This window comes from Vibrio sp. 1F279, from assembly GCF_041439815.1.
Lineage (GTDB): Bacteria > Pseudomonadota > Gammaproteobacteria > Enterobacterales > Vibrionaceae > Vibrio > Vibrio tasmaniensis_A.
The window spans coordinates 326,339-349,445 of the sequence record NZ_JBGOOU010000001.1; the positions used below are offsets into that span (position 1 = coordinate 326,339).

Genomic DNA, 23,107 nt, shown 5'->3' on the forward strand with positions numbered 1-23,107 from the left:
GCTTATTGCTTATGGGCCATAGATTGCTGCTTATGGGTCATAGATTGTTGCTTTAGGATACAGCGACTTTCAGATGAATAAAAAAAGGAGCTCTAATGAGCTCCTTATTTAGTTACGACTTAATGCTTTTGCTTAGAAAATACTTAAAAAGTGTTTCCTATAGATGCTCTAGAATACCGAGACAGCTCTGTTTCGCATCACCAAACAACATCTGCGTATTCTCTTTGAAGAACAGTGGGTTTTGCACACCTGCGTAACCTGTGTTCATCGAACGTTTGAATACGATAACGTTCTGAGCATTCCAAACTTCAAGTACTGGCATGCCAGCGATTGGGCTGTTTGGATCTTCAAGTGCTGCTGGGTTCACAGTGTCGTTTGCACCGATAACCAAAACAGTATCGGTCTCATTGAAGTCATCGTTGAGTTCATCCATTTCAAGAACGATATCGTAAGGTACTTTTGCTTCAGCAAGTAACACATTCATGTGACCCGGTAACCGACCAGCAACTGGGTGGATACCAAATCGAACATTGATGCCCTGCGCTCGCAGCTTCTCAGTGATTTCATGCACTGGGTATTGAGCTTGAGCTACTGCCATGCCATATCCAGGAGTGATGATGACTGACTTTGAATTTTTCAGCATGTCAGCCACATCTTCAGCTGATGTTTCGCGGTGTTCACCTTGCTCTTCATCACCATCAGACACAACCACGTCTTGGCCGAATCCACCAGCAATAACGCTGATGAAAGAGCGATTCATCGCCTTACACATGATGTAAGAAAGAATTGCACCTGACGAACCAACCAATGCACCGGTTACGATAAGCAGATCGTTCGCAAGCATGAAACCTGCCGCTGCTGCTGCCCAACCAGAATACGAGTTCAGCATAGAGACAACCACTGGCATATCTGCGCCACCAATCGATGCCACTAGGTGGTAACCGAATGCGAATGCGATAAGAGTCATCACCATTAGCGCGAACATACTGCCGTCCGCTTTAACGAACATGATCATCAGTAGTGTAGAAACTACGATCGCCGCAAGGTTCCACTTATGCTTATGAGGAATGTTCAATGCAGACGAAGAGATAACGCCACGAAGCTTACCAAACGCAACAATAGAACCCGTGAACGTCACCGCACCGATAAACACGCCAAGGAACACTTCCACTAGGTGGATCACGTGCTCTGCATGAATATCAGCAGGGTTGATAGAAACGGTAGCAGGTGGATCAATGTAACTGTTGTAACCTACAAGTACTGCTGCCATACCTACGAAGCTGTGCAGAATTGCCACCAGCTCAGGCATTTCAGTCATTTCTACTTTTCTTGCGTAGTGGATACCAATACCACCACCGATCACCATAGCAATGATGATCCATACAATACCTGCAGAATGTGGGCCAAAGATCGTCGCGATCAACGCGATTGCCATACCCGTGATACCGTAATAGTTACCTGCCCGCGCAGATTCCTGTTTCGACAACCCAGCCAAGCTCATAATAAAGAATACAGCAGCCACAATATAAGCTGCTTGTACTAATCCTTCAGACATCTGTCACTCCTTAGTCTTTACGGAACATTTCAAGCATACGTTTGGTTACGGTAAAGCCACCAAAGATGTTGATACTTGCAATTAATACGGCAATAAATGATAAGAACGTGACAACGCCACTTCCTTGTCCTATCTGTAACAGTGCACCGACTACAATGATTCCTGAAATCGCGTTAGTTACGGACATCAAAGGCGTATGCAGAGAATGGCTTACATTCCAAACGACGTAATAACCCACCACACAAGCGAGTACAAAAACGGTAAAGTGAGATAAGAACGCAGCAGGAGCAACTGAAGCTACCCAAGCAAATGCACCTACAGCAACCGCCATGCCTGCCACTTTCTTAATTGGAGAAACCGGCTCTTCAACTTTAGGCTCCGGTTTAACCGCTTTGGGCTTAGCTTGTTGTGGTTGAGCTGAAACTTGAATTGGTGGTGCAGGCCAAGTGACTTCACCCTCTTTAACCACGGTAACACCGCGTAGCACGACATCTTCAAAGTCAATATTGATGTTGCCATCTTTCTCTTTGCAAAGCAGTTTCAGCAAGTTAACTAGGTTCGTTGCATACAGTTGAGATGATTGAGTCGGTAGTCGACCAACCATATCTGTGTAACCTACCACTTTCACGCCGTTAGCCGTTGTAATGACTTGATCCGCAACGGTATATTCACAGTTGCCGCCATTGGCTGCCGCAAGGTCAACAATCACACTACCAGCACTCATGCTGTCTACCATCTCTTTGGTAATCAGCTTAGGTGCCGGACGACCTGGGATCAGTGCCGTTGTAATGATGATATCGACATCTTTAGCTTGAGCTGCATACAGTTCTTCAGCTTTCTTATTGAATGCTTCAGACATCTCTTTTGCGTAGCCGTCGCCCGCGCTGGTATCTTCCTTGAAATCCACTTCCAAGAATTCAGCGCCCATAGACTCAACTTGCTCTTTTACTTCAGGACGAACATCGAACGAACGAACGATCGCACCCAAACTACCCGCAGCGCCAATTGCTGCTAGGCCAGCAACACCCGCTCCAGCAACCAGTACCTTCGCTGGTGGAACTTTGCCTGCCGCCGTAATTTGACCTGTGAAGAATCGACCAAACTCATGCGCCGCCTCAACAACAGCACGGTAACCCGCGATGTTAGCCATAGAACTCAATGCATCTAACGCTTGAGCTCTTGAAATACGAGGTACAGAATCCATCGCCATCACGTTAATATTACGAGTGGACAATTGTTCCATTAATTCTGAGTTCTGAGCTGGCCAAATAAAGCTGACCAATGTTGCGCCATCTTTAAGAAGATCAATTTCATTTGTAGTTTCGTCAACGATCGGAGCGTTAACTTTAAAAATAATATCGGATTTCCAAGCTTCATCTGCGGTGACAATTTTTGCTCCAGCTTGTTCATAAACTGCATCTTCAAAACTTGCTAACGCACCTGCTTGTGATTCAACACAAACTTCAAATCCTAATTTTAGAAGCTGTTCTACCGATTTCGGCGAAGCAGCGACTCGCGTTTCACCTGCGAGTGTTTCTCTTGGTACACCAATTTGCATAGCTATTCCTTGACTATTGGCACAATGACTTATTCGTTTGTATCTAACGACAACTAATACTTCAAGCGTTTTATTCAAAGAACAGGAAAAGTTATTACTTATAACGATTTGGATGGAATTGGAGCACTTCATTTGAAGAAATGACGCCTCTTTTGAGCCAAGAGGTCAAACCACTTGCAAATATTCCTTTAAATAACAACCTACTAGCTGTTCTTTGTTCCTAAAACTAAAAAGAGCTTTCAGCATATACACTGAAAGCTCTCTAAATTATGACCAACATCAATTCTAACCCTATTTGGTTAGCTAAAAATGCTATCGCCCATTTGGTCGATGAACATCTGCGATTTTTTAAGCATCAGTTCATCGGCATCTTGTTTGTTTGAAACAACATCTGAACGAATAAAACGATGGGTTTTGATTTCACCATCAAATTCTTTCTCGATTCGCCCAGCTACACGGTATTGACCAGATTCAGCAATGGCATCTTGATAGATATTGAAGCCTTTGTATTCGACTGGCTCAATTTCTACTTTTTGTTCGGTTTTTTCTTTGCCACTAAATAATCTAGAAAAGAATCCCACGTTTTTACTCCTTAAATGACCGCATTAACCGTAAACTATCATGACTGTTTACCGCTCAACAATGGCTTTTCATACCATTGTAATTCAACGTCATCATCAAAATTATGTTGACTAAAGATTACGGGTACATTGTCGTCACGCTCTCGCCTTCTGTCGTCAATGATCATACTTTCTGCATTTTTGACCGCGATCTCACTATTTCGTTTATACAGCACCAATTTATCCTCTGGCAATGCCGATAGAAAATCGACATCGAAGCGAATATAGATGGGTTTAAGCTGACCCAAAGCCAAACACGCAAGATCGGCTAACTGCTCGTTGGTATAGCCAGAAACATACTCTTCTGTCGCTAATACATTTCCCACCAAAGTTTCCATATAGTTATGGACATCGACACTGATTTGCATATTACACCTCCATGTTGAGCGGTTGTTTCTAGTTTAATCGTTGTTACAGCTAATCATTGTTGTAACTAATTACCGTTGTTGCTAGCCGCTTCTGCAGTTAGGCGTATAACATCTGTTCATTGCTACTTAGGTAACCACCTAACTCTTAAGCACAAACTATCTTAATTTAGTTAAGTATCAATAACGGCTGTTTCATTTATCATATATACTGTTTAGCTCGTTCTTAGGTTAATAGCAACTGAAACACATATAAATTTAATTGTACAATTAGCGAGCTATGATCATGTTTTTGCTATAATTTAATGAAAAAGCTTGGCAATTGCTTGTTTACCCGTATCCTACGTATAAAATTAAAATATAAGATCATCATTATAGTTAGGCTCACCACATAAATGACATCTTCTTTCGTCACGTCGAGCATATTTCGATTTTGCTTTCCCTTACTTCTATTAGCAATATTACTTGCAGGTATGAACAACGTCATCCTAGTGACGGATTCAAACTTAGGGTTTGCTAGCAACCTCCCATACATTCTATTGAGCGTTGCGGTTTTGCTGTGCCACACATTTAAGCAAGGTCGTATGGCCATGGTGTCCTTAACCATGCTCGTCGCATACCTCATCATTCAAGTTCGTTTACAAACGCCACTCAACACAGGCACCACTCTATTAGAACTGTCTCTGTTAACCGCTTTAGTTCCTGTAACATGCTTACTGGTGTATGCCTTCCCAGATAACGGCGTTAACTCGAAATCCATGTTCCTATATGCTTTGGTTCTCGTTCTGTTTACGGTATGGGCGCAATTAATTGTTTCTCATTTCCAGTCAGGTGGATTTGAGTCATGGAGCGAAGGTATCCTGTTTATCGTTAACGGATTCTCGAGGCTACCTTTCGTTTTAGTGCTGTATAGCCTTTGTTTACTTGGCCTTACGTCGATTTTAGTTCTGGTATACAACCGCGCGATTGATGTTGTCGTATACAGCGCAATTTTACTTTCTACTAGTACATTCATATTTTTTGATGTGCAATACATCTCTAGTACGATGTTCTCGCTGTCTGGTACGCTATTCATTATCTATGTCGTCTCTGCTAGCCACGATATGGCCTTTAATGACCGTTTAACTAACATTCCAGGTAGACACGCACTAGAAGTGGATATGAAGCACTTAGGGCGAAAATACTCAATGGCGATGGTTGATATCGACCACTTCAAGAAATTTAACGATACCTACGGGCATGACATTGGCGACGATGTGTTGAAGTTGGTAGCACGTATATTGAGTGAAACAACCGGTGGTGCAAAAGCTTATCGCTATGGTGGTGAAGAGTTTACGATTATTTTTAAAGGCAAATACTCGGAACAGGTTAAAGAGCACCTTCAAGTTCTCATTTCGGAAGTACAAAACTACGATATGACGATTCGAAATAGCAACGATCGCCCTGACGACCATGAAGTCGGCATTAAAAAACGTGGTCAGAGCAACAAATCAACTGAAGTCGTAAACGTAACGGTGAGCATTGGGCTGTCTGATAGTAGAACCACTAAACAACCCGTAGAAGTCTTGAAACTTGCCGATAACGCACTGTACAAAGCAAAAGAAACTGGCCGAAACAAGCTGTGTGTCGATAGTTAAAGACGTTGAAAGTCTTGGAATGTAAAGCTCTGAACATCGTAATTTAACGGTGTGAACATCGAAAGCGTTGGTGCTTAGACTAATCTTGGTTAAAGAAGATGACTAAGCTCCCTCCTTTCAAACTACTTCCATAATTGATAGTAAACCCTATTCCTACATTATCGACCCAGTCATTAAACAGATTTGGGTTAAGCAACCAACCTACACTACCTTCGTAGTAAGCTGTAGTGCCCATAGACGCGACAGTATCACCACCAATATCTATTCTTCTTATACTGGAATACATGGATGTGATGTTTTTGTCCCAACGAACTAAGTCATAGAAGATCTTAGCTTCATTTGCTATGTACCAACCTTCTGGGTGACCAATGTTACCGTTATTGGCTTCTCCCCAACCTATACCATTAAAGTAATGCCAACTGGTACTGAGTTTATATTTACCCCAGTCATTCTTATCTTCAAACATCAACTTTATCTTAGGCTCTATTATGTATGCCCAAGCATCCGTGTTCAGATAAAGACCATCCAGGCGACCTTGAATTGGTGCAAGCAACGAAGAACGATATTCAAAATCGTTTCGATAATAGGAAATATGGTTACCAATTGCAGAACTAAAACTCCAGTATTCGTTCAACTGGGATACGTTCGCATACTCAACGTAACCAGAAACAACAGACTCTTTTTGAAAGTCGCTTATCGTTGAACTGGCATATTGAACATCCTTCTCTATCCGCAACGCAGATAAACGAAGTGTTACTTCTTGATGGTTGTCTTCAATATAACTTGGCACTTCAAAGGTATAAGGAAGGCTGAGGGACGCGATATTTTGTCGGCGACTTACTGAGTCATTAGAGCCAATATCTTCATTGTCCAAACTAAAGACTTTGTTGGGATCAAAATTATTAATGCCAAAGGTAAACACATCCGTATCATTGAGCAAAACACTCGTTGCGAAGGTTTGTTCAATGTCTTTCCTGACCAGTTCAGAGAGCGAAGCTGCGTTAACAGCAGTTGGAGACACGGAAACAAACAGAGTTAATACAAGACCTTTGTTTGAGTTAGTCATGACGAATGACTTGGAATGCTGCATTTTTTTTATCACTTAAGTCACTTCCTAGCTTATAAGCTACTAGAAGTATAATTCAGGTTACTACCGAAGCTCGTCAACTATTGCTCAAGCTCCATAATATCGCGTTGTATGTAGGTATTTCTTCCACTTTGCTTGGCCTGATACAGTGCTTGGTCAACCTTTTCGTAAATAGAAGCGATAGCTTCACCACCTTCAGGGACGAATGACAACACACCTTGTGACACTGTCACCCTATCAGACACTGCTGAGTAGTCGTGGACGTAGTTCATTTGATGCAGTGCTTCTTTTACACGATTGGCCTGTAAATTAGCCGCGGAGCTGTCGGTATCACTCAGAATGATGACGAACTCTTCACCGCCGTAACGTCCAACAAACTCTCCAGCTCGAACAAAGAGCTCTTTCAAAGTATTGGCAAGCCCTTGCAGGCACTTATCCCCTTGAATGTGGCCATAGTTATCGTTGTAAGGCTTAAAAAAGTCAACATCGAGTAGTATGACGGTCATGGATATATTACGTCGTCCGTGCCACGCAATGCTCTCTTCAAGCTTAGTATCCATATATCGTCGGTTGTACAATTTGGTTAGGCCGTCTTCGTTGGCTTGTTGTTGCAGTAAAATATTCAGTTCTTCGAGTTTGGCGGTACTCTGTTTTAACTCTCGTCTCATGTGCGCAATACGCTGCATCGCAATCAACTTAGAGTTCAAAACAACTTTGTTTACCGGTTTGATCAAATAGTCATCGCCGCCGGCATCAATCGCTTTTGCGATCATTTCAGGCTCTTCATGACCGCTCAAAAAGATGATCGGAACCCATTCTGGGAATTGCCGACGAACTTCGTTAGCGACCTCAAAACCATCCATGTCTGGCATGCTGATATCCAGTAACACGAGTTCAGGATCAAAATCAGAATAAACATTCAGGGCTTCTTTTCCGCTACCAACAGCTTCTACAACATGACCCAGTTGCTTGAGTCGAATAGCGAGTTGCATCCTATCCAGTTGAACGTCATCAACCAGCAATATGCGCATCGAAGATCCCTTTTCTATCATCACATCACCTTTATCTAGTGTTGAATATTCAAAGTAGCTCAAATTTGGGCTTAAATCATGCCCTAATCTCTATATTATATTGACTTTTTTACAGATCTTTTTAGCATTGTTTCTTTTTAAAGAGAAATACTATGTCAGACGCTACAAACAACGAAGTACAAGAAATCGATTTAACCACTATCTCACCAGAGCTTCGCCAAGTTATCGAATTTGATGAAGTGCCTAAAGAGATGCACAACATGGTTACTTCTATTCACGAAGTGTCTGAAGAAGCAGTGCGTGAAACTTGGAGCAGCCTTCCAGCAAGCGCACAAAATGTTTTAGACAACTTCGAGCAATTCCACGCTCTAATCTCTGTTAGCCAAGCTTTCGCTGGCGTAAACATGATGGAGGAGTTCCCTACTCTTAAACTTCCAGAAGGCATGTCTGATGAAGAAAAAGAAGAGTACCGAGCTCAACTGCTTGACCAAATTTTACATAACTGTGTAAAAGACATGGCTAAGCAAATCAAGAAAGCGCGCCGTGATGCTATCTTGAAGCGTGATTTCAAAGAAGTTTTCATCCGCTAAGCTATTCAGAGCACCTAAATTTAGGTTGAATGCTTAACGAAAACTTAATGATTAAGCCGTATGTTATTTAAAACATGCGGCTTTTTTGTACCTGCAGCTTTTTCTATACGTTCTTTTTCTGCTCGCTTCTTCTATTATTCGAACGCAACGTCTGGGTTCTTGTTAGTGCAGGGACTCTCATTGTGGCTCTTATAATTCTAACTTTTCTCACTGCACGAAAGTATGCACAAAGACTCATAATTATGACGCAAAACTGGCAGTTATACCGTATAAAAATGACGCATGTAGTCATTTATGGAATCAAGATCGAGTCACAGAATCAAGATCGAGTTTCACCCGTTCTAAAATGAAACCAAAAACCAGGTACGCCGTGGGACCTTAATGTATTACCGCTAGATCTGAATATCTTATCGCATGAGCTTGCTGCATAAACTTAGTTCATAAGCTTAGTGCGTTATCGCGATATCCTTTTGCGCGACACTCACGCCTTTAATTTGTGCGTAGACACGTTGTCCAATTTCTAAATTCAGCTCATCCAGCGCCCACAATGTAATGGTTGCCCATAGGTAGCATCCGGCCTCAAGTTCTAACTCGACAGCGACACTCTGCTTATTCGAGCCTTGTTGGTGCGTCTCTACCCTTTTTATAGTGACAGGAAGGATATTACGTATCGAAGTGCCTTGCGGCTGCTGTAGCGTGATAGAGACATCATTTGCCCTCACTTGCAGCCTTACCGTAGTGCCAAGCTCGCTCGACACCTTTTGAACCCAAAGTGACGTTGATTTACCTAACGTTAGACGTGACAACGCATAATCATCATTATGTTCCGCTAATGTCGCTTCAAACAACGAACTTTGCTCTGAAAAAGATTGCCACGGTTGCATGGCTCTCGATGCCCATACCTCTTCCGTCATCCCCGATGAAATAACTTTGCCTTGCTCAATGATCACAAGGTGATTTGCCAAGCGTAATATTTCATTGAGGCTATGAGTGACATAGATAATCGGTATTTGAACGGTTTCAGATAAGTTTTCCAGAAACGGCATTACTTCACGCTTACGAGGTAAGTCCAGAGACGCCAATGGCTCATCCATCAATAGAATGCTGGGCTTAGACAACAGTGCGCGGCCAATCGCAACACGTTGCTTCTCACCGCCAGACAGACGGGCTGGATAGCGATCAAGCAGCGAGCCCAACGATAGCAACGAGACTATTTGCTCAAAGTGCGCTTTGTCAGCACCTTTCATGCCGTACTTAAGATTCGCCGCGACTTTCATGTGTGGGAACAATCGCGATTCTTGGAATACATAGCCGACGTTGCGTTTGTGCGTTGGTAAGTTGATGCCATTTTCACTATCGAACAGAATGGTTCCAGATACGCTGATCAAGCCACTATCTGGTTGTTTGAGACCACTAATGGCATTGATAAGTGAAGTTTTACCTGCACCAGAACGACCGAAAATTGCCGTAATACCAGTACTTGGCAATTCTAAGTCAATATCAAAAAACGTTTCACCAAGCTGTTGCTGATATTGGAGGACTAAAGCGCTCATGCGACTCATGCGTTGCCCCCCAAACGTTTTGCTGACTTTTTGTTGAGCCATTCAGAAAGCATCAGTGAACTCAGTGCGATCACAATAGAAATGACACACAAACGTGCGGCTTCCATTTCTGATCCTGGGGTTTCAATAAAGGTATACATGGCTAAAGGGATGGTTTGAGTTTCACCGGGAATATTTGAAACGAAGCTGATGGTCGCACCAAATTCACCCAGACTTCTTGCGAATGAAAGCATGGTGCCAGTAATGATCCCTGGGATCATCAGCGGTAATGTAATAGTGAAGAACACGCGAAGAGGTGAAGCGCCCAATGTAGCTGCGGCCTCTTCAAGTTTACTATCAACAGTTTCTAAGCTCAGGCGAATAGAACGAACCATCAATGGTAACGCGACAACAACACACGCAAGTGCCGCGCCCTTCCAGCTAAAACTAAATACAATACCAAACACGTCATTAAGCCAAGAGCCAATAACGCCTTGTCTGCCCATCATCACTAGCAACAAATAACCAATAACCACGGGTGGAAGCACCAAAGGCAAATGGACAATACTTTCTACAATGCTTTTGCCCACAAATTGTTTCTTAGCAAGCAACCATGCCAAGCCGATGCCGATTGGAATAAGCCACAAGATGGCAAAACCAGCGACTTTCAAGCTCAGCATTAAGGCTTGGTATTCGTATTCCGATAGATACATCATTTAACGCACTTCAAATCCAAAACTGTTCAAGGTGTCCTTCGCTTTTTCGCTCTTTAGGAAAGTATAGAACTGTTCTGTGACGACTTTATCGCTCAATTTCGCTACAGGGTAACGTATTGACGTATGTAAATCTGATGGGAACGTCGACACTAGGTTCACTTCTTTAGATAGTAATGCATCTGTTTTGTAAACAATGCCAAGCTTAGCTTCACTACGCTCTACCAAAGCCAATGCCATACGTACATTGTTACTTGGTGCCAATCGAGTCTTCACATCGTCCCATACACCTAACGTTTCTAGCGCTTCTTTCGCATAGATACCCGCAGGAACCGACATGGTGTTGCCAACTGCAAGTCTTTCATTCATTAGAAGTTTAGCCCATTGGTCACCGCTTGAGAGGTCCAAAGATATTGGCGTATCTTTCGGGGAAATTAACACGAGTTCGTTTTCGCACAAGTTTGTGACATTGTCACTAGCAACCAATTGGCGATCGACTAAATGCGTCATCCATTTTTCGTTTGCCGAGATAAAAATGTCTGCTGGCGCACCTCGTTCAATTTGGCGCACCAAAGACGACGTGCTCGCATACACTGGAATAACATCGACAGAATGATCTTTCTCAAACTCTTCAACCAACAAGTTAACCGCGTTCGTCATCGACGATGCAGCATAAACTCGTAGTTTTTCAGCAGCCAAAAGATGAGTAGAACTCAGTGCTGAAACTAAGACGATAGTTAAAAGGATGACTCGTTTTTTCATTATTCTCATTTAATCTATTGTTCGTTTAAATTCTTGAGCTAACTTCTAAGTTGCGGCCTAAGCTGTTAATTCAGGCCAAAGCAGGTCAAGGTTCAAGTGATCTTCGATGGCATCAGCGATTCGATTGATACCCAACTCTTTAAGCTGTTCATGGTCAATCGCTGTCACATCATTGGCGCCTGCCCATTCGCAAATAAGCGACAATGCATCACTGTTATCGAATACGCCATGCAGGTAAGTACCAAAAATTGAATTATCTTGATTCACAGCACCATCAACACTGCCAGATTCTAACTGAACCGGTAATACCGTTTCATTGACATCAGTCCTACCTACGTGGATTTCATACCCTTTTACTTGTGCAGTTTTGCCATCAAGTGTCATGGTTCCACACACATTGGTTAAAGTTTTCTGCTGTGTTAGTGTCGTTTCAGTATCAAGATACCCCAACCCTTCACTGCTTCCAGGTTTCCCTTCAACGCCATCTGGGTCGTGGATGATATTCCCTAGCATCTGATAACCGCCACAAATACCCATCACTTTCCCGCCCAAGCGTAAATGACGCTGAATATCTTTACCCCAACCTTGCTGTTTTAGGTATTCCAAATCTGCTCTTACCGATTTTGTTCCCGGCAACACAATCAAATCAGCGTTGTTCAAGCGATCGCCTTTGCCTACGTAGCGTAAATCAATCGACGGATTAAGTCGCAGAGCGTCAAAGTCTGTATGGTTACTGATTCGAGTTAGTACTGGCACCACGACTTTAAGTTTAGCTTCTCCATCAGACTCTTGAGCAGAGGTTATCGCATCCTCCGCCTCTAAGTTAAAACCATGTAGATAAGGCAAAACCCCTATCACAGGCTTACCTGTTTTCTCTTCTAGCCAATCTAAACCAGATTGAAGTAACGCAATATCGCCTCTAAAACGGTTTATCACAAAGCCTTTTACGCGCGCTTGTTCAGATTCAGATAATAAAGCTAATGTGCCGTAGAGGTGTGCAAAAACGCCGCCGCGATCAATATCAGCAACGATGATCACTGGGATGTCTGCCTTTTCAGCGAAGCCCATGTTCGCTATATCGTTTTCTCGAAGATTGATCTCTGCGGGACTGCCCGCACCTTCAATCATCACGCTTTGGTATTCTTCAGAAAGTCGATCAAACGAATCGATAACCGAATTCATCGCAACTTTCTTGTAGTCGTGATATCCGGTCGCTTCCATATTCGTCAGTGCTCTTCCTTGTAGAATCACTTGCGCACCCGTATCTGAATTGGGTTTTAGCAATACAGGATTCATATGGACGGTAGGCTCAATATTACAAGCTTGTGCCTGAACCGCTTGAGCACGACCAATTTCGCCACCATCTTTTGTCACTGCGCTATTTAGCGCCATATTTTGAGGCTTAAAAGGTGCCACTTTGATGCCTTTCCTTGCCAAAACACGGCATAAACCTGCCACCAAAACACTTTTTCCGGCATCTGACGTTGTCCCTTGAACCATAAGGGCGTTTAACGGTGATCGCATCTGTACTTAAATCCTTTATTTCTTAATTTTCAATTTATAGCTGTGGGCAATATTTCTCTGCCTCCATCTTAACGTCATTGTCGTGTAGATGCTCAATAAAATGAATGGAAAATGAATGTGTTACTCACTCTGGATTCAACCCCAGTGTTGTTTAATAGCTCCATCGAAACGAAGCTTACAAACAAAATAAGCGCACTCACGAAAAGAAACGTTTCAAATTAAGAAAAACGTTTCTAATAAAAACAACATTAAGGGATTCACCATGAAAAAAACTGTATTAGCTATCGCATCTACTATTATCCTCGCTCCTACTTTCGCAATGGCTAGTGACCATCACAGCGACAGTAACAGTAATCACAACAATAGCGACAGTAACCACAAGCATCAGAGCGCTATTGCGTACACGGGACCGATTGAAACCGTTTCAGTTGCGACTCTACTAGCAGACACCAGCATGTTCGCAGAGCAAGAAGCAATCGTAGATGGCAAGATTGTTCGTCAACTAAAGAACGATACGTTCGTATTCTCTGATGGTCAGAGTGAAATTCAAATCGAACTGGATGACGATATCCTTCTAGCGCAACCGCTCACCGCAGATACAAAAGTTCGTATATTTGGCGAATACGAAGGTGGTAAAACGCCAGAGATCGAAGTAGATCATATTCAAGTTTTGTAAGATACAAACTCCGTACCGTCGACTTCAAAGGCATGATTTATAACAAATGGCCTGCATATTGCAGGCTTTTTTGCATTATAATGCCGAAAAATATAATTAATATGGAGTCACCATGCTAGGTAGCGCAAACAAGACGGTCCTTTTGGGGTTGGTTACACTGTGTTCATTCTCTGCGTATGCAAACAACTTTAACTACAATACATTTGAGCTGCGCACAGGTATTAGCCCTAGTACATTTGGTGGCGAAGTCACAACAATGTTCACTCAAAACTCACACTTTGTTGCTCGAATCGATTCTGAATTTGAAGGGGATTGGGATGCGGCTGTAGGTATGGGGTTCAACGGCCCAATTAATCAGTTGGCTGATATTACTGGACAGATGTTACTGCACAACATCGAACGTAATGATGGTAACCACATTAAAACTGAAATCAATATTGGTTTAAGAGCTTGGTTACTGGCAAACATTGAAGTTAACGCCCGCCTTGGTCAACTCGTCGACAGCGACGACACGAGTTCAATTGTCGGTGTAGGGGCTCGCTTCCACTCAACAGAACAGCTTTCAGTAGGTATTGACCTTCGAAATAACGGTACTTACGGCCACCAATTCTTAATGTCAGCTCGATTTGGCTTTTAAGTCTATTCAACACTTATGATCCATCAGTGAGCAAATGTTAAATTCGATTGTTTAAACGGTAACTTAAAGGCTAATAGTCTCGTGACCTATTGGCCTTAATGTCTGATTTTGCAACTAAAAACTAAACATTTAGCTTAAAACCCTCGAAAATCACCCTTTCTCGTCACTTCCGTTTATAACTCATTTTTATACTATTCATTTATTGATAAAAATCAGTAATAAAATATCTTTACGGTAATACGGCGTACTGCTACTCTCTTCCAAATTTCTAATAGAGTGAAGTACCGTAAATGGGTGTTAGCAATATTTCAATCAAGAACAAATTAACATTGATGTTTGTTGTCATTATTTTCGCAATGACTATGATTCAGACTTATGTAACAGGTAAGCAACTTCTTAACGAAACCTATCGTTCCATTCAGCAATATTCAAATACACTAACTGATACAACGGTATCGGGTATAGAAAAATGGATTGAAGGCCGAATTAACGTTGTAAATGCAGCGAAAAATTCATTTACTTTTACCGATGACCCAACCAGCTATTTAACTCAAAGTACAAGTGCCGGTAAGTTTCAAATTGCCTACGCAGGGCTTTCTGACGGTCGCTTTCTTCTAGGTGGTGATTTGCCAGTACCGCAAGACTACGACCCACGTACTCGAGATTGGTACAAAGCGCCTATGGCGGCAGGTCAAACAGTCGTCACTGAACCCTATGTTGATGTAGCTACGAATGACCTAGTGGTAACAATTGCAAGCCCATTCAATACCAACGGTTTCTCTGGTGTTATTGGTGCAGACCTGAACTTAAACACCCTCATTAATGATATTGTAAGTATCGAGCAACCTGGTGTTTACGCTTTTCTTGTCGATGGTAAAGGTAACATTGTTGCCCATAGAGACCGTGGCCTAACGCTAAAGCCTGTTTCTAATATTTCAAACAACCTTTCTGCTCAGAAAATCAAATCACTTGCGCAAAATCCAGAATTTGAAGAGTTAACCATTAAAGGTACCGACTCCCTTCTTTCTGCTCAGAAAGTTCCTCATACAGACTGGTACTTCACTGTTGTTATAGATAAAGATCACTCTTTTGCTTCTTACTATTCATTAGTTCGTCAGTCGGTAATATTTGGTCTAATACAACTTGCTGTAATCGCATTTGTTGCGATGTTTATCATCAAGAAAGCACTGTCGCCATTAACGACACTAAGCTCGGCAATGGAAGCATTGTCCAAAGGTGACGGCGACTTAACACAGCGTATGACTGTTCATAGTAAAGACGAGATTGGCACTCTAGCGCATCACGTCAACGCATTCATAGCAAAACTTCAAGAGATAGTGCGTGATATTGCGGGCTCTTCAAACCAGCTTAATCAGCAATCTGAAATTAGTACCAATGTCGCTCGTCAAACAAGTGAAGGTCTATCAGTCCAACTTCACGAAATTTCTCAGATTGCCACAGCCGTACATGAAATGTCGGCAACAGCAGAAGAAGTAGCAAACAACGCGCAAATGACGGCTGATTCAGCGATCAGTTCAACAAAGAATTGTGAACAAGGTAAGCAAGTCATCATTCGCAACCAAGATTCGATCACTAGCCTTGCTCAACAAGTTGAGAACGCTTCAGGAATCATTCAAGAAGTAGAGAAAAATGCGTTAGACATCAACACTATTCTATCAACCATTTCTGATATTGCAGAACAAACTAACCTACTTGCCTTAAACGCAGCGATTGAAGCGGCACGTGCGGGTGAGCAAGGTCGCGGTTTTGCGGTTGTGGCAGATGAAGTTCGTGTTCTTTCTCAACGTACTCACAGTTCTACAGACGAGATTCGCGAAATGATCGAGACTCTTCAGAAAAACAGCGTCAGTGCGGTTGAATCAATGCAACGTAGCCAAGACTTGGCGCAATCAAGTGTCGATGATGCAAACAATGCGACGATTGCACTGGAAGAGATCGCGACATCGATTCAACAGATCTCAGAGATGGCTTCACATATCTCGAATGCTGCTTCTGAGCAAAGATCGGTTACTGGTGAAGTCAGTAAGAATATTCAGTTGGTTAATGATGTATCAGAAAACATGTCTACTGAGGCTGATAACTCTCGTCACTTGTCTGAAGAGTTGCGCGGTATTGCTCAACAGTTGAATACTCAAGTTCAATTGTTTAAATACTAGACGTACGGATAATTCGTTCTAGCTCTTGAGCGCGGTTAAACAATGTTGTTTAACCGCGTTTAAAATTAGAACCAACATCAGAACGACAAAAAGCCCCCGACCACTATTGTGTTCGGGGGCTTTCTTATTCTCATTGCTTTCTTATTATAGTTAGCAAATAAACAGTTAGCTGCTAGCCGTTTACCTAATTACTAATGCAACTATAGGTCAACCAATACAGTTATAGACCAACTAAGACTGTTATAAGCTAACCATTAGCATCTTTTTCTGATGATCCAAGTACTCTTCATAAGTACCTTGGAAGCTCACTAATTGTTGGTCTTTTACATCAATGATGTGTGTTGCTAGCGAAGAAACGAACTCACGGTCATGGCTTACAAAGATAAGCGTCCCCGTGTAAACCTTCAATGCGTCGTTCAGGGCTTGGATTGCTTCCATGTCCATGTGGTTCGTTGGTTCGTCCATCACAAGCACGTTGATGTCTTGCATCATTAGCTTGCCGAATAACAGACGGTTTTTCTCTCCACCAGAACAGTTACGAGCTTTCTTGTTCGCATCATCAGCAGTAAACAATAGACGACCTAGAATACCACGTACCATAAGGTCATCGTGCTTCACTGTGCGCCATTGTGAGATCCAATCGAAGATACTCAGGTCGTTATCAAAGTCAGACGAGCTATCTTGTGGGCAGTAGCCTACTGATGCGTTTTCAGACCATTTAACGATACCTTCGTTTTGCTCTAGCTCTTGAACTAGGCATTTCAATAGTGTTGTTTTACCCACACCGTTCTCACCGATAACAGCAAGACGTGTACCCGCTTCAAGCAGCAAGTTACCACCAGTAAACAGTGTTTCGCCATCGAAGCCGTGACCAAGCTCTTTAAGTTCAAGCGCTTGACGGTGTAGTTTCTTGCCTTCACCAAAATCAATGGATGGGCTCATGCGGCTCGATGATTTCACTTCATCAAGCGTGATCTTGTCCATCTTCTTAGCGCGAGAACTTGCTTGTTTCGCTTTAGATGCGTTCGCACCAAAACGGTTTACGAAGTCTTGCAGTTCGCTGATCTCTGCCGCTTTCTTAGCATTGCTCGCTAGAAGTTGATCTCGAATCAAACCAGACGCTTCTAAGAAGTACTCGTAGTTACCCGGGTAAACACGTAGCTCGCCGTAGTCGATATCCGCCATATGCGTACATACAGAGTTAAGGAAGTGTCTATCGTGCGAAATGATGATCATTGTACATTTACGCTGGTTTAGCTCTTCAGCAAGCCAGTTAATCGTGTGAATGTCCAAGTTGTTGGTTGGTTCATCAAGAAGCAGGATATCTGGGTTTGCAAACAGTGCCTGTGCCAATAGCACACGCAGTTTCCAACCCGGAGCAACTTGTTGCATTAGGCCGAAATGGAACTCTTCTTCGATACCCGCTTGAATTAGGATATCACCAGCACGGCTTTCTGCTGTGTAGCCATCCATTTCCGCGAATTCACTTTCAAGCTCAGCGACTTTCATACCATCGTCTTCGCTCATTTCTGGCAAAGAGTAAATACGGTCACGTTCTTGTTTTACTTCCCACAGTTTTTTGTCACCCATGATCACTACATCGATAACGCTGTACTGTTCAAAAGCGAATTGATCTTGGCTTAGCACACCCAGTTTTTCTCCAGGAGTGATCGAAACGTTGCCCGAGCTTGGCGTCAATGCGCCACTTAGGATTTTCATGAACGTTGATTTTCCGCAACCATTGGCGCCGATCAAACCATAACGGTTTCCGTTACCAAATTTAGCAGAGATGTTTTCAAACAGCGGCTCTGCGCCAAATTGCATTGTGATGTTCGCGGTAGATATCAAAGAACTAATTCCTAAGCGTGTACTGACAGATAATTATTTGGCTATTTCAATTAGCCAAAATAAGAAGTACGAAAGTATGGATTAAACATAAAACGAAGCGCGGATTATATAGAGATCAGGATCACATTGTCGAGGTTAAACAGTGAACGAATGAAGAACAACGCACAATAAAGTGTATTTCGTCGTTTATTACATCATAAAAAGAAAAAATCCCCACTAATTCCATTAGTAGGGATTCCATTTCTCATCAATAAAAGCATCAGACTCTAATTCGAATGAATACCGATTGACGCTATTTAGTTACTTTTTTCTGAACGTATTTTTGACCTACATCGACAACGGCAACATCTCTAAAGAAGCTTCTCCCCAACAGAATTGGGAAAGAAAGATGCGTTCGATCTGCTAGCGTAAATTCAGTCTTATCTTTTAGATCGCCGATTTGAATTGAAGCGACAACAACAGCACGTCGTTGTGTACCTTCCGCGCTCGACTGCTTGATCTTAACCCAACGCTCTACCGGCAAGCTGATCTCTTCAGTTGTGATGCCGTCATGTTCAATTTTGAACTTAACCCAATCTTTACCGTCACGTTCGAAGTCAACAATATCAACGGCACTGATTGATGATGTTGTTGCACCTGTATCAACTCGTGCTTTAAACGCTTCTTTAAGACCAGGAACAAACACCCACTCCTCTTCGCCAAGAATCAGTTTGCCATCACTTGTCTTGGTTGGTTTTGCAGTCGGTTTTTGTTCAGGCTTTGGTTTCGCTTCTGGTTCCGTTGGTTTTACTTCTTCAGGCTTCTCTGTAGGTTCCGTTACTTTTTCGCCTTCCGTTGCGTCAGTCTTAGAAGAGTCATCGACAACAGGTTGTTCTACTTGAGGCTTTTGCTCTGGCTCGACAGGAACTTGAGTAGTTGTCGAACAAGCAAACAGGCCACCACTTAGCATTAAAACTACAATCGCTTTCCAATTATACATTCAGTCACCTTCTATTTTGAAACGTTGGCTATCGCTTTAGCCACATAAGGAATATGGGATTCAGAAAGGCCCGCGATATTGATGCGTCCATCACCAACACCATAGACTCCATATTCTTCACGTAGTTGATTCATTTGAGTTTCTTTAAAGCCTAGTACACTAAACATGCCTTTATGGCTTTCGATGAAGTCAAATTGTGACGTGTTGTAAGTATTTCGCAATTCATTACATAAACTTTGGCGCAGATTTAACAAACGTTGCTGCATTTCACTCAACTCTTGTTTCCAAATCGCCGTTAGTTCTTGATTCTGAAGAATTGTTTTAACCAACGCGGCACCATGATCTGGCGGCATTGTGTAAGTTGAACGAGCCAGCGTCAGTAGCTTACCTTTAGCATTGCCTACGGGTTCGCTGTTCTTACCGATAACGATCGCGGCACCCGTTCTTTCACGGTACAAACCGAAGTTTTTCGAACATGACGTCGTAATCAACATCTCTTCTACGTTGTTCGCCATATGTTGAAGACCTTTTGCGTCTTCTTCTAGGCCATCACCAAAGCCTTGGTAGGCAATATCAACAAACGGTAAGAAACCATTCTTTTGCGATAACTTAGTAATTTCCTGCCACGCTTCAAAATCAATGTCAGCACCCGTTGGGTTATGACAGCAACCGTGAAGAAGTACCACGTCTGATGGACCCGCTTTTGAAAGGTCGGCCAACATTTTAGCCGTATCAACTTGCTTCGTTTCAGGACTGAAGTAATTGTAGTATCTAACTTTTAAGCCCGCCGCTTCCATCACCGGTTTATGGTTAACGTAGCTTGGGTTTGAAATCCAAACCGTTGTGTCTGGTTGAGAGACTTTCATCAAGTCACCCAACATGCGAAGTGCACCACTTGCACCTGGTGTTTGAATCGCAGCAACGCGACCTATTGCAGAAGTCCCTTTAAGCAACAGATCAACCATGCTCTGATTAAACTCTTCACAGCCTGCTAGGCCAACATAAGCTTTGGTTTTCTGTGTTTCAACAACGATATCTTGAGCCTTAGAGACGGCTTTCATGATCGGTGTTTCACCTTGGTCGTTTTTGTAAACGCCAATGCCTAAGTCGACTTTATCAGTACGAGTATCGCCGCGGTAAGCGACAGAGAGAGATAGAATTGGATCTAAAGTTGGTTTTGGTAGATGTGAAAACATGAAAGTCACAACCCTTTGAAATTCAAGTATGAGTTTCACGTTAACATTATCGTAGACAAATCAGAAACATTTTTTAATAGAAGCGCTTAGTTACCATAAGTAATCAGAAGTAATTAGAGATTGGTCATTTCAAACGGATAAACAGTGCAAATTTCAAACACCTAATAACCTATTGCACAATTCAAAGCGCTGTATGTCCAGGTATCTCATGCTTCTATGTGTCTTATGTTTCTATGCTCCCTATTAAGATCGCTATTGTGCACTTTGTTTGAATTGTCTTGGTGTCATTCCTGACCACGCTTTAAACCGAGTGCTAAAGTTAGCGGCATTTGGATATCCTACTATCTCACCAATGTGTTGAATCGACCAATCACTCGATCTAAGTAGCCGCGCAGCGTATTCCATTCTCATACGCATAATATGAGTCATTGGGCTGTGTGAGCAATAGCGCTGACACAAACGATGGAAGTGTGGCTCTGAGCACGGGAATAAGCTCGCGAGTTCATGAACATTCCACTCTTTGTGCAACTGTTTTTGTACGTTGTCGAATACGCGCCTTAAGCGAATCAAATTTCGTGATTGCTGCTGCGGAACCGGCGCATTAATCATGAACTCTATTTGGGCAACGCTGTGAGTGGCAATCGCTCCACCTAAATCTATGGGTAAGGCAATACTTCTCAACAGAGTATGAATGCACGACGAGACGACTTCTGCCGCCGGAGACAGCGTATAACTCACTTCATCACTGACGACATTTTCCCATTGTTTATTAGGCGATAGAAAGATCCATGCGATCTGCCATGTTTCTTCTTCAATACCAAAACCGTTCTCAACGCCTGCAGGAACAGTAATGCAAGAGCCTGGTTCTAGAATGTAGCGACACCCTTCGCTTTCGAGCCATCCCTTACCTCTCACGGTATACAGCAACATGTGTTTTTGTTGGTTTTTCCGATACACCGAAAAAAAATCGCGGCACGACGCCGTACCACACTGAACGATACCGAGCTCTTCAAATGCCAATACATGGCTTTGATCGACAAACTCTTGGTGCGTCTTTTCAGAGATCTCATACCTTTCTTGTTTATCACTCATATCACTGCTAACTCATTCAATTGGCCAACTTATCAAAGTGGATAGTTTGGCAAAAGTTTGTGATGAGTCTGAAGAATACAGCGAAAACAAATGCCGATAAACTTCTCGCATAATCACTACCGGGGAAATGCGATGCTCTCGACATATCGTCATTTAGACAAAGAATTTTGGCAAAAACTATTACACATCGGTTTACCAGTCTCGTTGCAAACCATGTTGTTTTCACTGCTTGGCGTGGTCGATATTTTAATGGTCAATCAGCTTGGTGATTCTGCAACCGCCGCGGTTGGTGTTGGCAACCGTATCTTCTTCTTCAACTTGATCATGGTATCGGGGATTAGTGGAGCTGTGAGCGTGCTAGCTTCGCAATATTTTGGTGCCGGTGATTTCAACGGAATTCGACGTACACTAGCGCAATCATGGGCACTTTCGATCTTTGCCATCATGCCCTTTGTGTTCATCTATACATTGGCTCCTGAATCAGTCGTGTCTGTGGTGGCCTCAGACCCTGATTACGTCCGCTTGGCAACGGATTACCTTTGGATAACAGGAGCCAGCCTTATTGGTACCGCTGTAGTTGTGCCGCTAGAGAGTGCACTTCGTTCTGTGGGCGAAGCCAAGCTGCCCACCAAAATCAGTATCTGGGCAATTATCGTCAATGCAATTCTCAACGCCCTATTGATCTTCGGCTTGTTTGGGTTTCCAGAACTGGGTGTGGTTGGTGCGGCTATTGGCACCACGGTATCTCGATTCTTTCAAACCATTGCATTGCTTGTTATGGCAAAGAGACACTACGCCCACCTATTTCCTACATTAAGCAATTGGCGAGATGCGATATTAGCGAAGCATAGAAAGAAGTACTTCACGATAGCCATACCTCTGTTGGTTCATGACACAGCATGGGCGGGCGGGATTCTTATTTACAACGTTATTGTTGGCCAAATGGGGGTTGGAGAACTTGCGATCATTTCCTTGCTATCGCCTGTCGAAAGCATTTTGATCTCTGCTTTTTTGGGTTTTGCGGTTGCGGCTTCCATCATTCTAGGTAACGAGATCGGTGCGAAGAACTATCAACGTGTCGAGAATACAGCTTGGGGCTATGTGTTAGTGAGTTGTGGGCTTGCTGCTTTACTGGCGTTAATGTGCTTTATCGCCAAACCCGCGATCGTATACATGATCGGTCTTACTCACTTAGAGCTCAAAGATACGGCCGTTAACGTTACCTTAGTAATGGCACTCGGTATGGTACTAAGAGTCTTCAACATGGTTGGGATCGGAGGCGTGTTAAAAAGCGGTGGTGACATCAACTACAGCATCTTCATCGACATATTCGGCCAGTGGGCCATTGGTATTCCCCTCGCCTATTTCACCGCTTTGGTACTGGGTTGGTCTCTAGAATGGGTTTTGATGATTGTGCTGCTGGAAGAGCTAGCGAAGATAGCTTTAACTAGCCAGCGGATTCACTCTAAGAAATGGATCAACAACTTAATAGAAGAGCCAGATCAGGTCGTTGCTTGAA

The 23,107-nt window shown here is 42.9% G+C and carries 20 protein-coding genes; 6 read left to right on the forward strand and 14 right to left on the reverse strand.

Going from position 1 to position 23,107, the window contains the following annotated elements:
• Nucleotides 1-157 precede the first annotated feature (157 nt).
• From pntB to ACED60_RS01395, 4 genes are all read right to left on the reverse strand, one after another.
• Nucleotides 158-1,555: a Re/Si-specific NAD(P)(+) transhydrogenase subunit beta gene (gene pntB / locus ACED60_RS01380; protein ID WP_009845361.1), complete on the reverse strand. Its 1,398-nt coding sequence runs from the start codon at nt 1,553-1,555 to the stop codon at nt 158-160.
• A gap of 10 nt (nt 1,556-1,565) precedes the next feature.
• Nucleotides 1,566-3,113 carry a Re/Si-specific NAD(P)(+) transhydrogenase subunit alpha gene (gene pntA, locus ACED60_RS01385; protein WP_009845360.1) on the reverse strand — a complete coding sequence of 516 codons (1,548 nt, stop codon included), beginning with the start codon at nt 3,111-3,113 and terminating at the stop codon, nt 1,566-1,568.
• Nucleotides 3,114-3,412: 299 nt separating this feature from the next.
• On the reverse strand, nt 3,413-3,694 hold the full coding sequence (locus tag ACED60_RS01390) for an HlyU family transcriptional regulator (protein WP_012600627.1): 282 nt from the start codon (nt 3,692-3,694) through the stop codon (nt 3,413-3,415).
• A gap of 38 nt (nt 3,695-3,732) precedes the next feature.
• Nucleotides 3,733-4,101, reverse strand: coding sequence for a late competence development ComFB family protein (locus tag ACED60_RS01395; protein WP_009845358.1), 369 nt, complete (start codon nt 4,099-4,101; stop codon nt 3,733-3,735).
• Between the two features lie 392 nt (nt 4,102-4,493).
• Here ACED60_RS01395 and ACED60_RS01400 point away from each other — a divergent pair, with 392 nt between their 5' ends.
• The gene (locus tag ACED60_RS01400; protein WP_012600626.1) at nt 4,494-5,735 is read left to right on the forward strand and encodes a GGDEF domain-containing protein; all 1,242 of its coding nucleotides are present in this window, start codon (nt 4,494-4,496) and stop codon (nt 5,733-5,735) included.
• 79 nt (nt 5,736-5,814) lie between these two features.
• Here the strand turns inward: ACED60_RS01400 and ACED60_RS01405 are convergent, their stop codons facing one another.
• Together ACED60_RS01405 and ACED60_RS01410 are read right to left on the reverse strand one after the other, a co-directional pair.
• A complete protein-coding gene (locus ACED60_RS01405; protein ID WP_371694879.1) occupies nt 5,815-6,801 on the reverse strand; it encodes a Solitary outer membrane autotransporter beta-barrel domain in 987 nt (328 codons plus the stop codon).
• A 101-nt stretch (nt 6,802-6,902) separates the two neighbouring features.
• Nucleotides 6,903-7,874 carry a diguanylate cyclase gene (locus ACED60_RS01410; protein ID WP_371726736.1) on the reverse strand — a complete coding sequence of 324 codons (972 nt, stop codon included), beginning with the start codon at nt 7,872-7,874 and terminating at the stop codon, nt 6,903-6,905.
• Between the two features lie 131 nt (nt 7,875-8,005).
• On the opposite strand from ACED60_RS01410, the gene ACED60_RS01415 reads away from it, so the two are divergent.
• Nucleotides 8,006-8,443 carry a DUF3069 domain-containing protein gene (locus ACED60_RS01415; protein WP_004731036.1) on the forward strand — a complete coding sequence of 146 codons (438 nt, stop codon included), beginning with the start codon at nt 8,006-8,008 and terminating at the stop codon, nt 8,441-8,443.
• Between the two features lie 446 nt (nt 8,444-8,889).
• Here ACED60_RS01415 and modC read toward each other — a convergent pair whose 3' ends face one another.
• From modC to ACED60_RS01435, 4 genes are read right to left on the reverse strand one after another with little or no spacing between them, the layout of a single operon-like run.
• The gene (gene modC, locus ACED60_RS01420; RefSeq protein ID WP_371726783.1) at nt 8,890-9,996 is read right to left on the reverse strand and encodes a molybdenum ABC transporter ATP-binding protein ModC; all 1,107 of its coding nucleotides are present in this window, start codon (nt 9,994-9,996) and stop codon (nt 8,890-8,892) included.
• Nucleotides 9,997-10,001: 5 nt separating this feature from the next.
• Complete coding sequence (gene modB / locus ACED60_RS01425) at nt 10,002-10,700, reverse strand: molybdate ABC transporter permease subunit (protein WP_371726737.1); 699 nt, start codon at nt 10,698-10,700, stop codon at nt 10,002-10,004.
• Nucleotides 10,701-11,459, reverse strand: coding sequence for a molybdate ABC transporter substrate-binding protein (gene modA / locus ACED60_RS01430; RefSeq protein WP_371726738.1), 759 nt, complete (start codon nt 11,457-11,459; stop codon nt 10,701-10,703). It lies immediately after the preceding gene.
• A gap of 57 nt (nt 11,460-11,516) precedes the next feature.
• Nucleotides 11,517-12,983, reverse strand: a complete 1,467-nt coding sequence (locus ACED60_RS01435; RefSeq protein ID WP_371726739.1) for a cobyric acid synthase — start codon at nt 12,981-12,983, stop codon at nt 11,517-11,519.
• A gap of 262 nt (nt 12,984-13,245) precedes the next feature.
• Between ACED60_RS01435 and ACED60_RS01440 the strand changes: the two genes are divergently transcribed.
• The 3 genes from ACED60_RS01440 to ACED60_RS01450 all read left to right on the forward strand — a co-directional run bounded on the left by ACED60_RS01440 (nt 13,246) and on the right by ACED60_RS01450 (nt 16,473).
• The gene (locus tag ACED60_RS01440; protein WP_012600619.1) at nt 13,246-13,659 is read left to right on the forward strand and encodes a YgiW/YdeI family stress tolerance OB fold protein; all 414 of its coding nucleotides are present in this window, start codon (nt 13,246-13,248) and stop codon (nt 13,657-13,659) included.
• Between the two features lie 112 nt (nt 13,660-13,771).
• Nucleotides 13,772-14,296, forward strand: coding sequence for a hypothetical protein (locus ACED60_RS01445; protein WP_009845348.1), 525 nt, complete (start codon nt 13,772-13,774; stop codon nt 14,294-14,296).
• Between the two features lie 290 nt (nt 14,297-14,586).
• A complete protein-coding gene (locus ACED60_RS01450; RefSeq protein WP_371726741.1) occupies nt 14,587-16,473 on the forward strand; it encodes a methyl-accepting chemotaxis protein in 1,887 nt (628 codons plus the stop codon).
• A 240-nt stretch (nt 16,474-16,713) separates the two neighbouring features.
• Here the strand turns inward: ACED60_RS01450 and ACED60_RS01455 are convergent, their stop codons facing one another.
• The 4 genes from ACED60_RS01455 to ACED60_RS01470 all read right to left on the reverse strand — a co-directional run bounded on the left by ACED60_RS01455 (nt 16,714) and on the right by ACED60_RS01470 (nt 21,588).
• Complete coding sequence (locus tag ACED60_RS01455; protein ID WP_371726742.1) at nt 16,714-18,321, reverse strand: ABC-F family ATPase; 1,608 nt, start codon at nt 18,319-18,321, stop codon at nt 16,714-16,716.
• Nucleotides 18,322-18,613: 292 nt separating this feature from the next.
• The gene (locus ACED60_RS01460; RefSeq protein WP_371726744.1) at nt 18,614-19,300 is read right to left on the reverse strand and encodes a RimK/LysX family protein; all 687 of its coding nucleotides are present in this window, start codon (nt 19,298-19,300) and stop codon (nt 18,614-18,616) included.
• Between the two features lie 11 nt (nt 19,301-19,311).
• Nucleotides 19,312-20,496, reverse strand: coding sequence for an amino acid aminotransferase (locus ACED60_RS01465; protein ID WP_371726745.1), 1,185 nt, complete (start codon nt 20,494-20,496; stop codon nt 19,312-19,314).
• Between the two features lie 252 nt (nt 20,497-20,748).
• Entirely contained in the window at nt 20,749-21,588 is an 840-nt protein-coding gene (locus tag ACED60_RS01470; RefSeq protein ID WP_371726746.1) for an AraC family transcriptional regulator, read from the reverse strand.
• A 90-nt stretch (nt 21,589-21,678) separates the two neighbouring features.
• Here ACED60_RS01470 and ACED60_RS01475 point away from each other — a divergent pair, with 90 nt between their 5' ends.
• A complete protein-coding gene (locus tag ACED60_RS01475; RefSeq protein ID WP_371726747.1) occupies nt 21,679-23,106 on the forward strand; it encodes an MATE family efflux transporter in 1,428 nt (475 codons plus the stop codon).
• Nucleotide 23,107 lies beyond the last annotated feature (1 nt).

Excerpts from the sequence above, each read along its gene's own strand:
- ACED60_RS01415 (WP_004731036.1), top strand. The coding sequence starts at position 8,006 with ATGTCAGACGCTACAAACAACGAAGTACAAGAAATCGATTTAACCACT.
- ACED60_RS01440 (WP_012600619.1), top strand. The coding sequence starts at position 13,246 with ATGAAAAAAACTGTATTAGCTATCGCATCTACTATTATCCTCGCTCCT.
- ACED60_RS01435 (WP_371726739.1), bottom strand. The coding sequence starts at position 12,983 with ATGCGATCACCGTTAAACGCCCTTATGGTTCAAGGGACAACGTCAGAT.
- ACED60_RS01400 (WP_012600626.1), top strand. The coding sequence starts at position 4,494 with ATGACATCTTCTTTCGTCACGTCGAGCATATTTCGATTTTGCTTTCCC.
- ACED60_RS01395 (WP_009845358.1), bottom strand. The coding sequence starts at position 4,101 with ATGCAAATCAGTGTCGATGTCCATAACTATATGGAAACTTTGGTGGGA.
- ACED60_RS01465 (WP_371726745.1), bottom strand. The coding sequence starts at position 20,496 with ATGTTTTCACATCTACCAAAACCAACTTTAGATCCAATTCTATCTCTC.
- modA (WP_371726738.1), bottom strand. The coding sequence starts at position 11,459 with ATGAAAAAACGAGTCATCCTTTTAACTATCGTCTTAGTTTCAGCACTG.
- ACED60_RS01470 (WP_371726746.1), bottom strand. The coding sequence starts at position 21,588 with ATGAGTGATAAACAAGAAAGGTATGAGATCTCTGAAAAGACGCACCAA.
- modB (WP_371726737.1), bottom strand. The coding sequence starts at position 10,700 with ATGATGTATCTATCGGAATACGAATACCAAGCCTTAATGCTGAGCTTG.
- ACED60_RS01410 (WP_371726736.1), bottom strand. The coding sequence starts at position 7,874 with ATGATAGAAAAGGGATCTTCGATGCGCATATTGCTGGTTGATGACGTT.
- ACED60_RS01460 (WP_371726744.1), bottom strand. The coding sequence starts at position 19,300 with ATGTATAATTGGAAAGCGATTGTAGTTTTAATGCTAAGTGGTGGCCTG.
- pntB (WP_009845361.1), bottom strand. The coding sequence starts at position 1,555 with ATGTCTGAAGGATTAGTACAAGCAGCTTATATTGTGGCTGCTGTATTC.
- modC (WP_371726783.1), bottom strand. The coding sequence starts at position 9,996 with ATGAGCGCTTTAGTCCTCCAATATCAGCAACAGCTTGGTGAAACGTTT.
- ACED60_RS01475 (WP_371726747.1), top strand. The coding sequence starts at position 21,679 with ATGCCGATAAACTTCTCGCATAATCACTACCGGGGAAATGCGATGCTC.
- pntA (WP_009845360.1), bottom strand. The coding sequence starts at position 3,113 with ATGCAAATTGGTGTACCAAGAGAAACACTCGCAGGTGAAACGCGAGTC.
- ACED60_RS01405 (WP_371694879.1), bottom strand. The coding sequence starts at position 6,801 with ATGACTAACTCAAACAAAGGTCTTGTATTAACTCTGTTTGTTTCCGTG.
- ACED60_RS01450 (WP_371726741.1), top strand. The coding sequence starts at position 14,587 with ATGGGTGTTAGCAATATTTCAATCAAGAACAAATTAACATTGATGTTT.
- ACED60_RS01445 (WP_009845348.1), top strand. The coding sequence starts at position 13,772 with ATGCTAGGTAGCGCAAACAAGACGGTCCTTTTGGGGTTGGTTACACTG.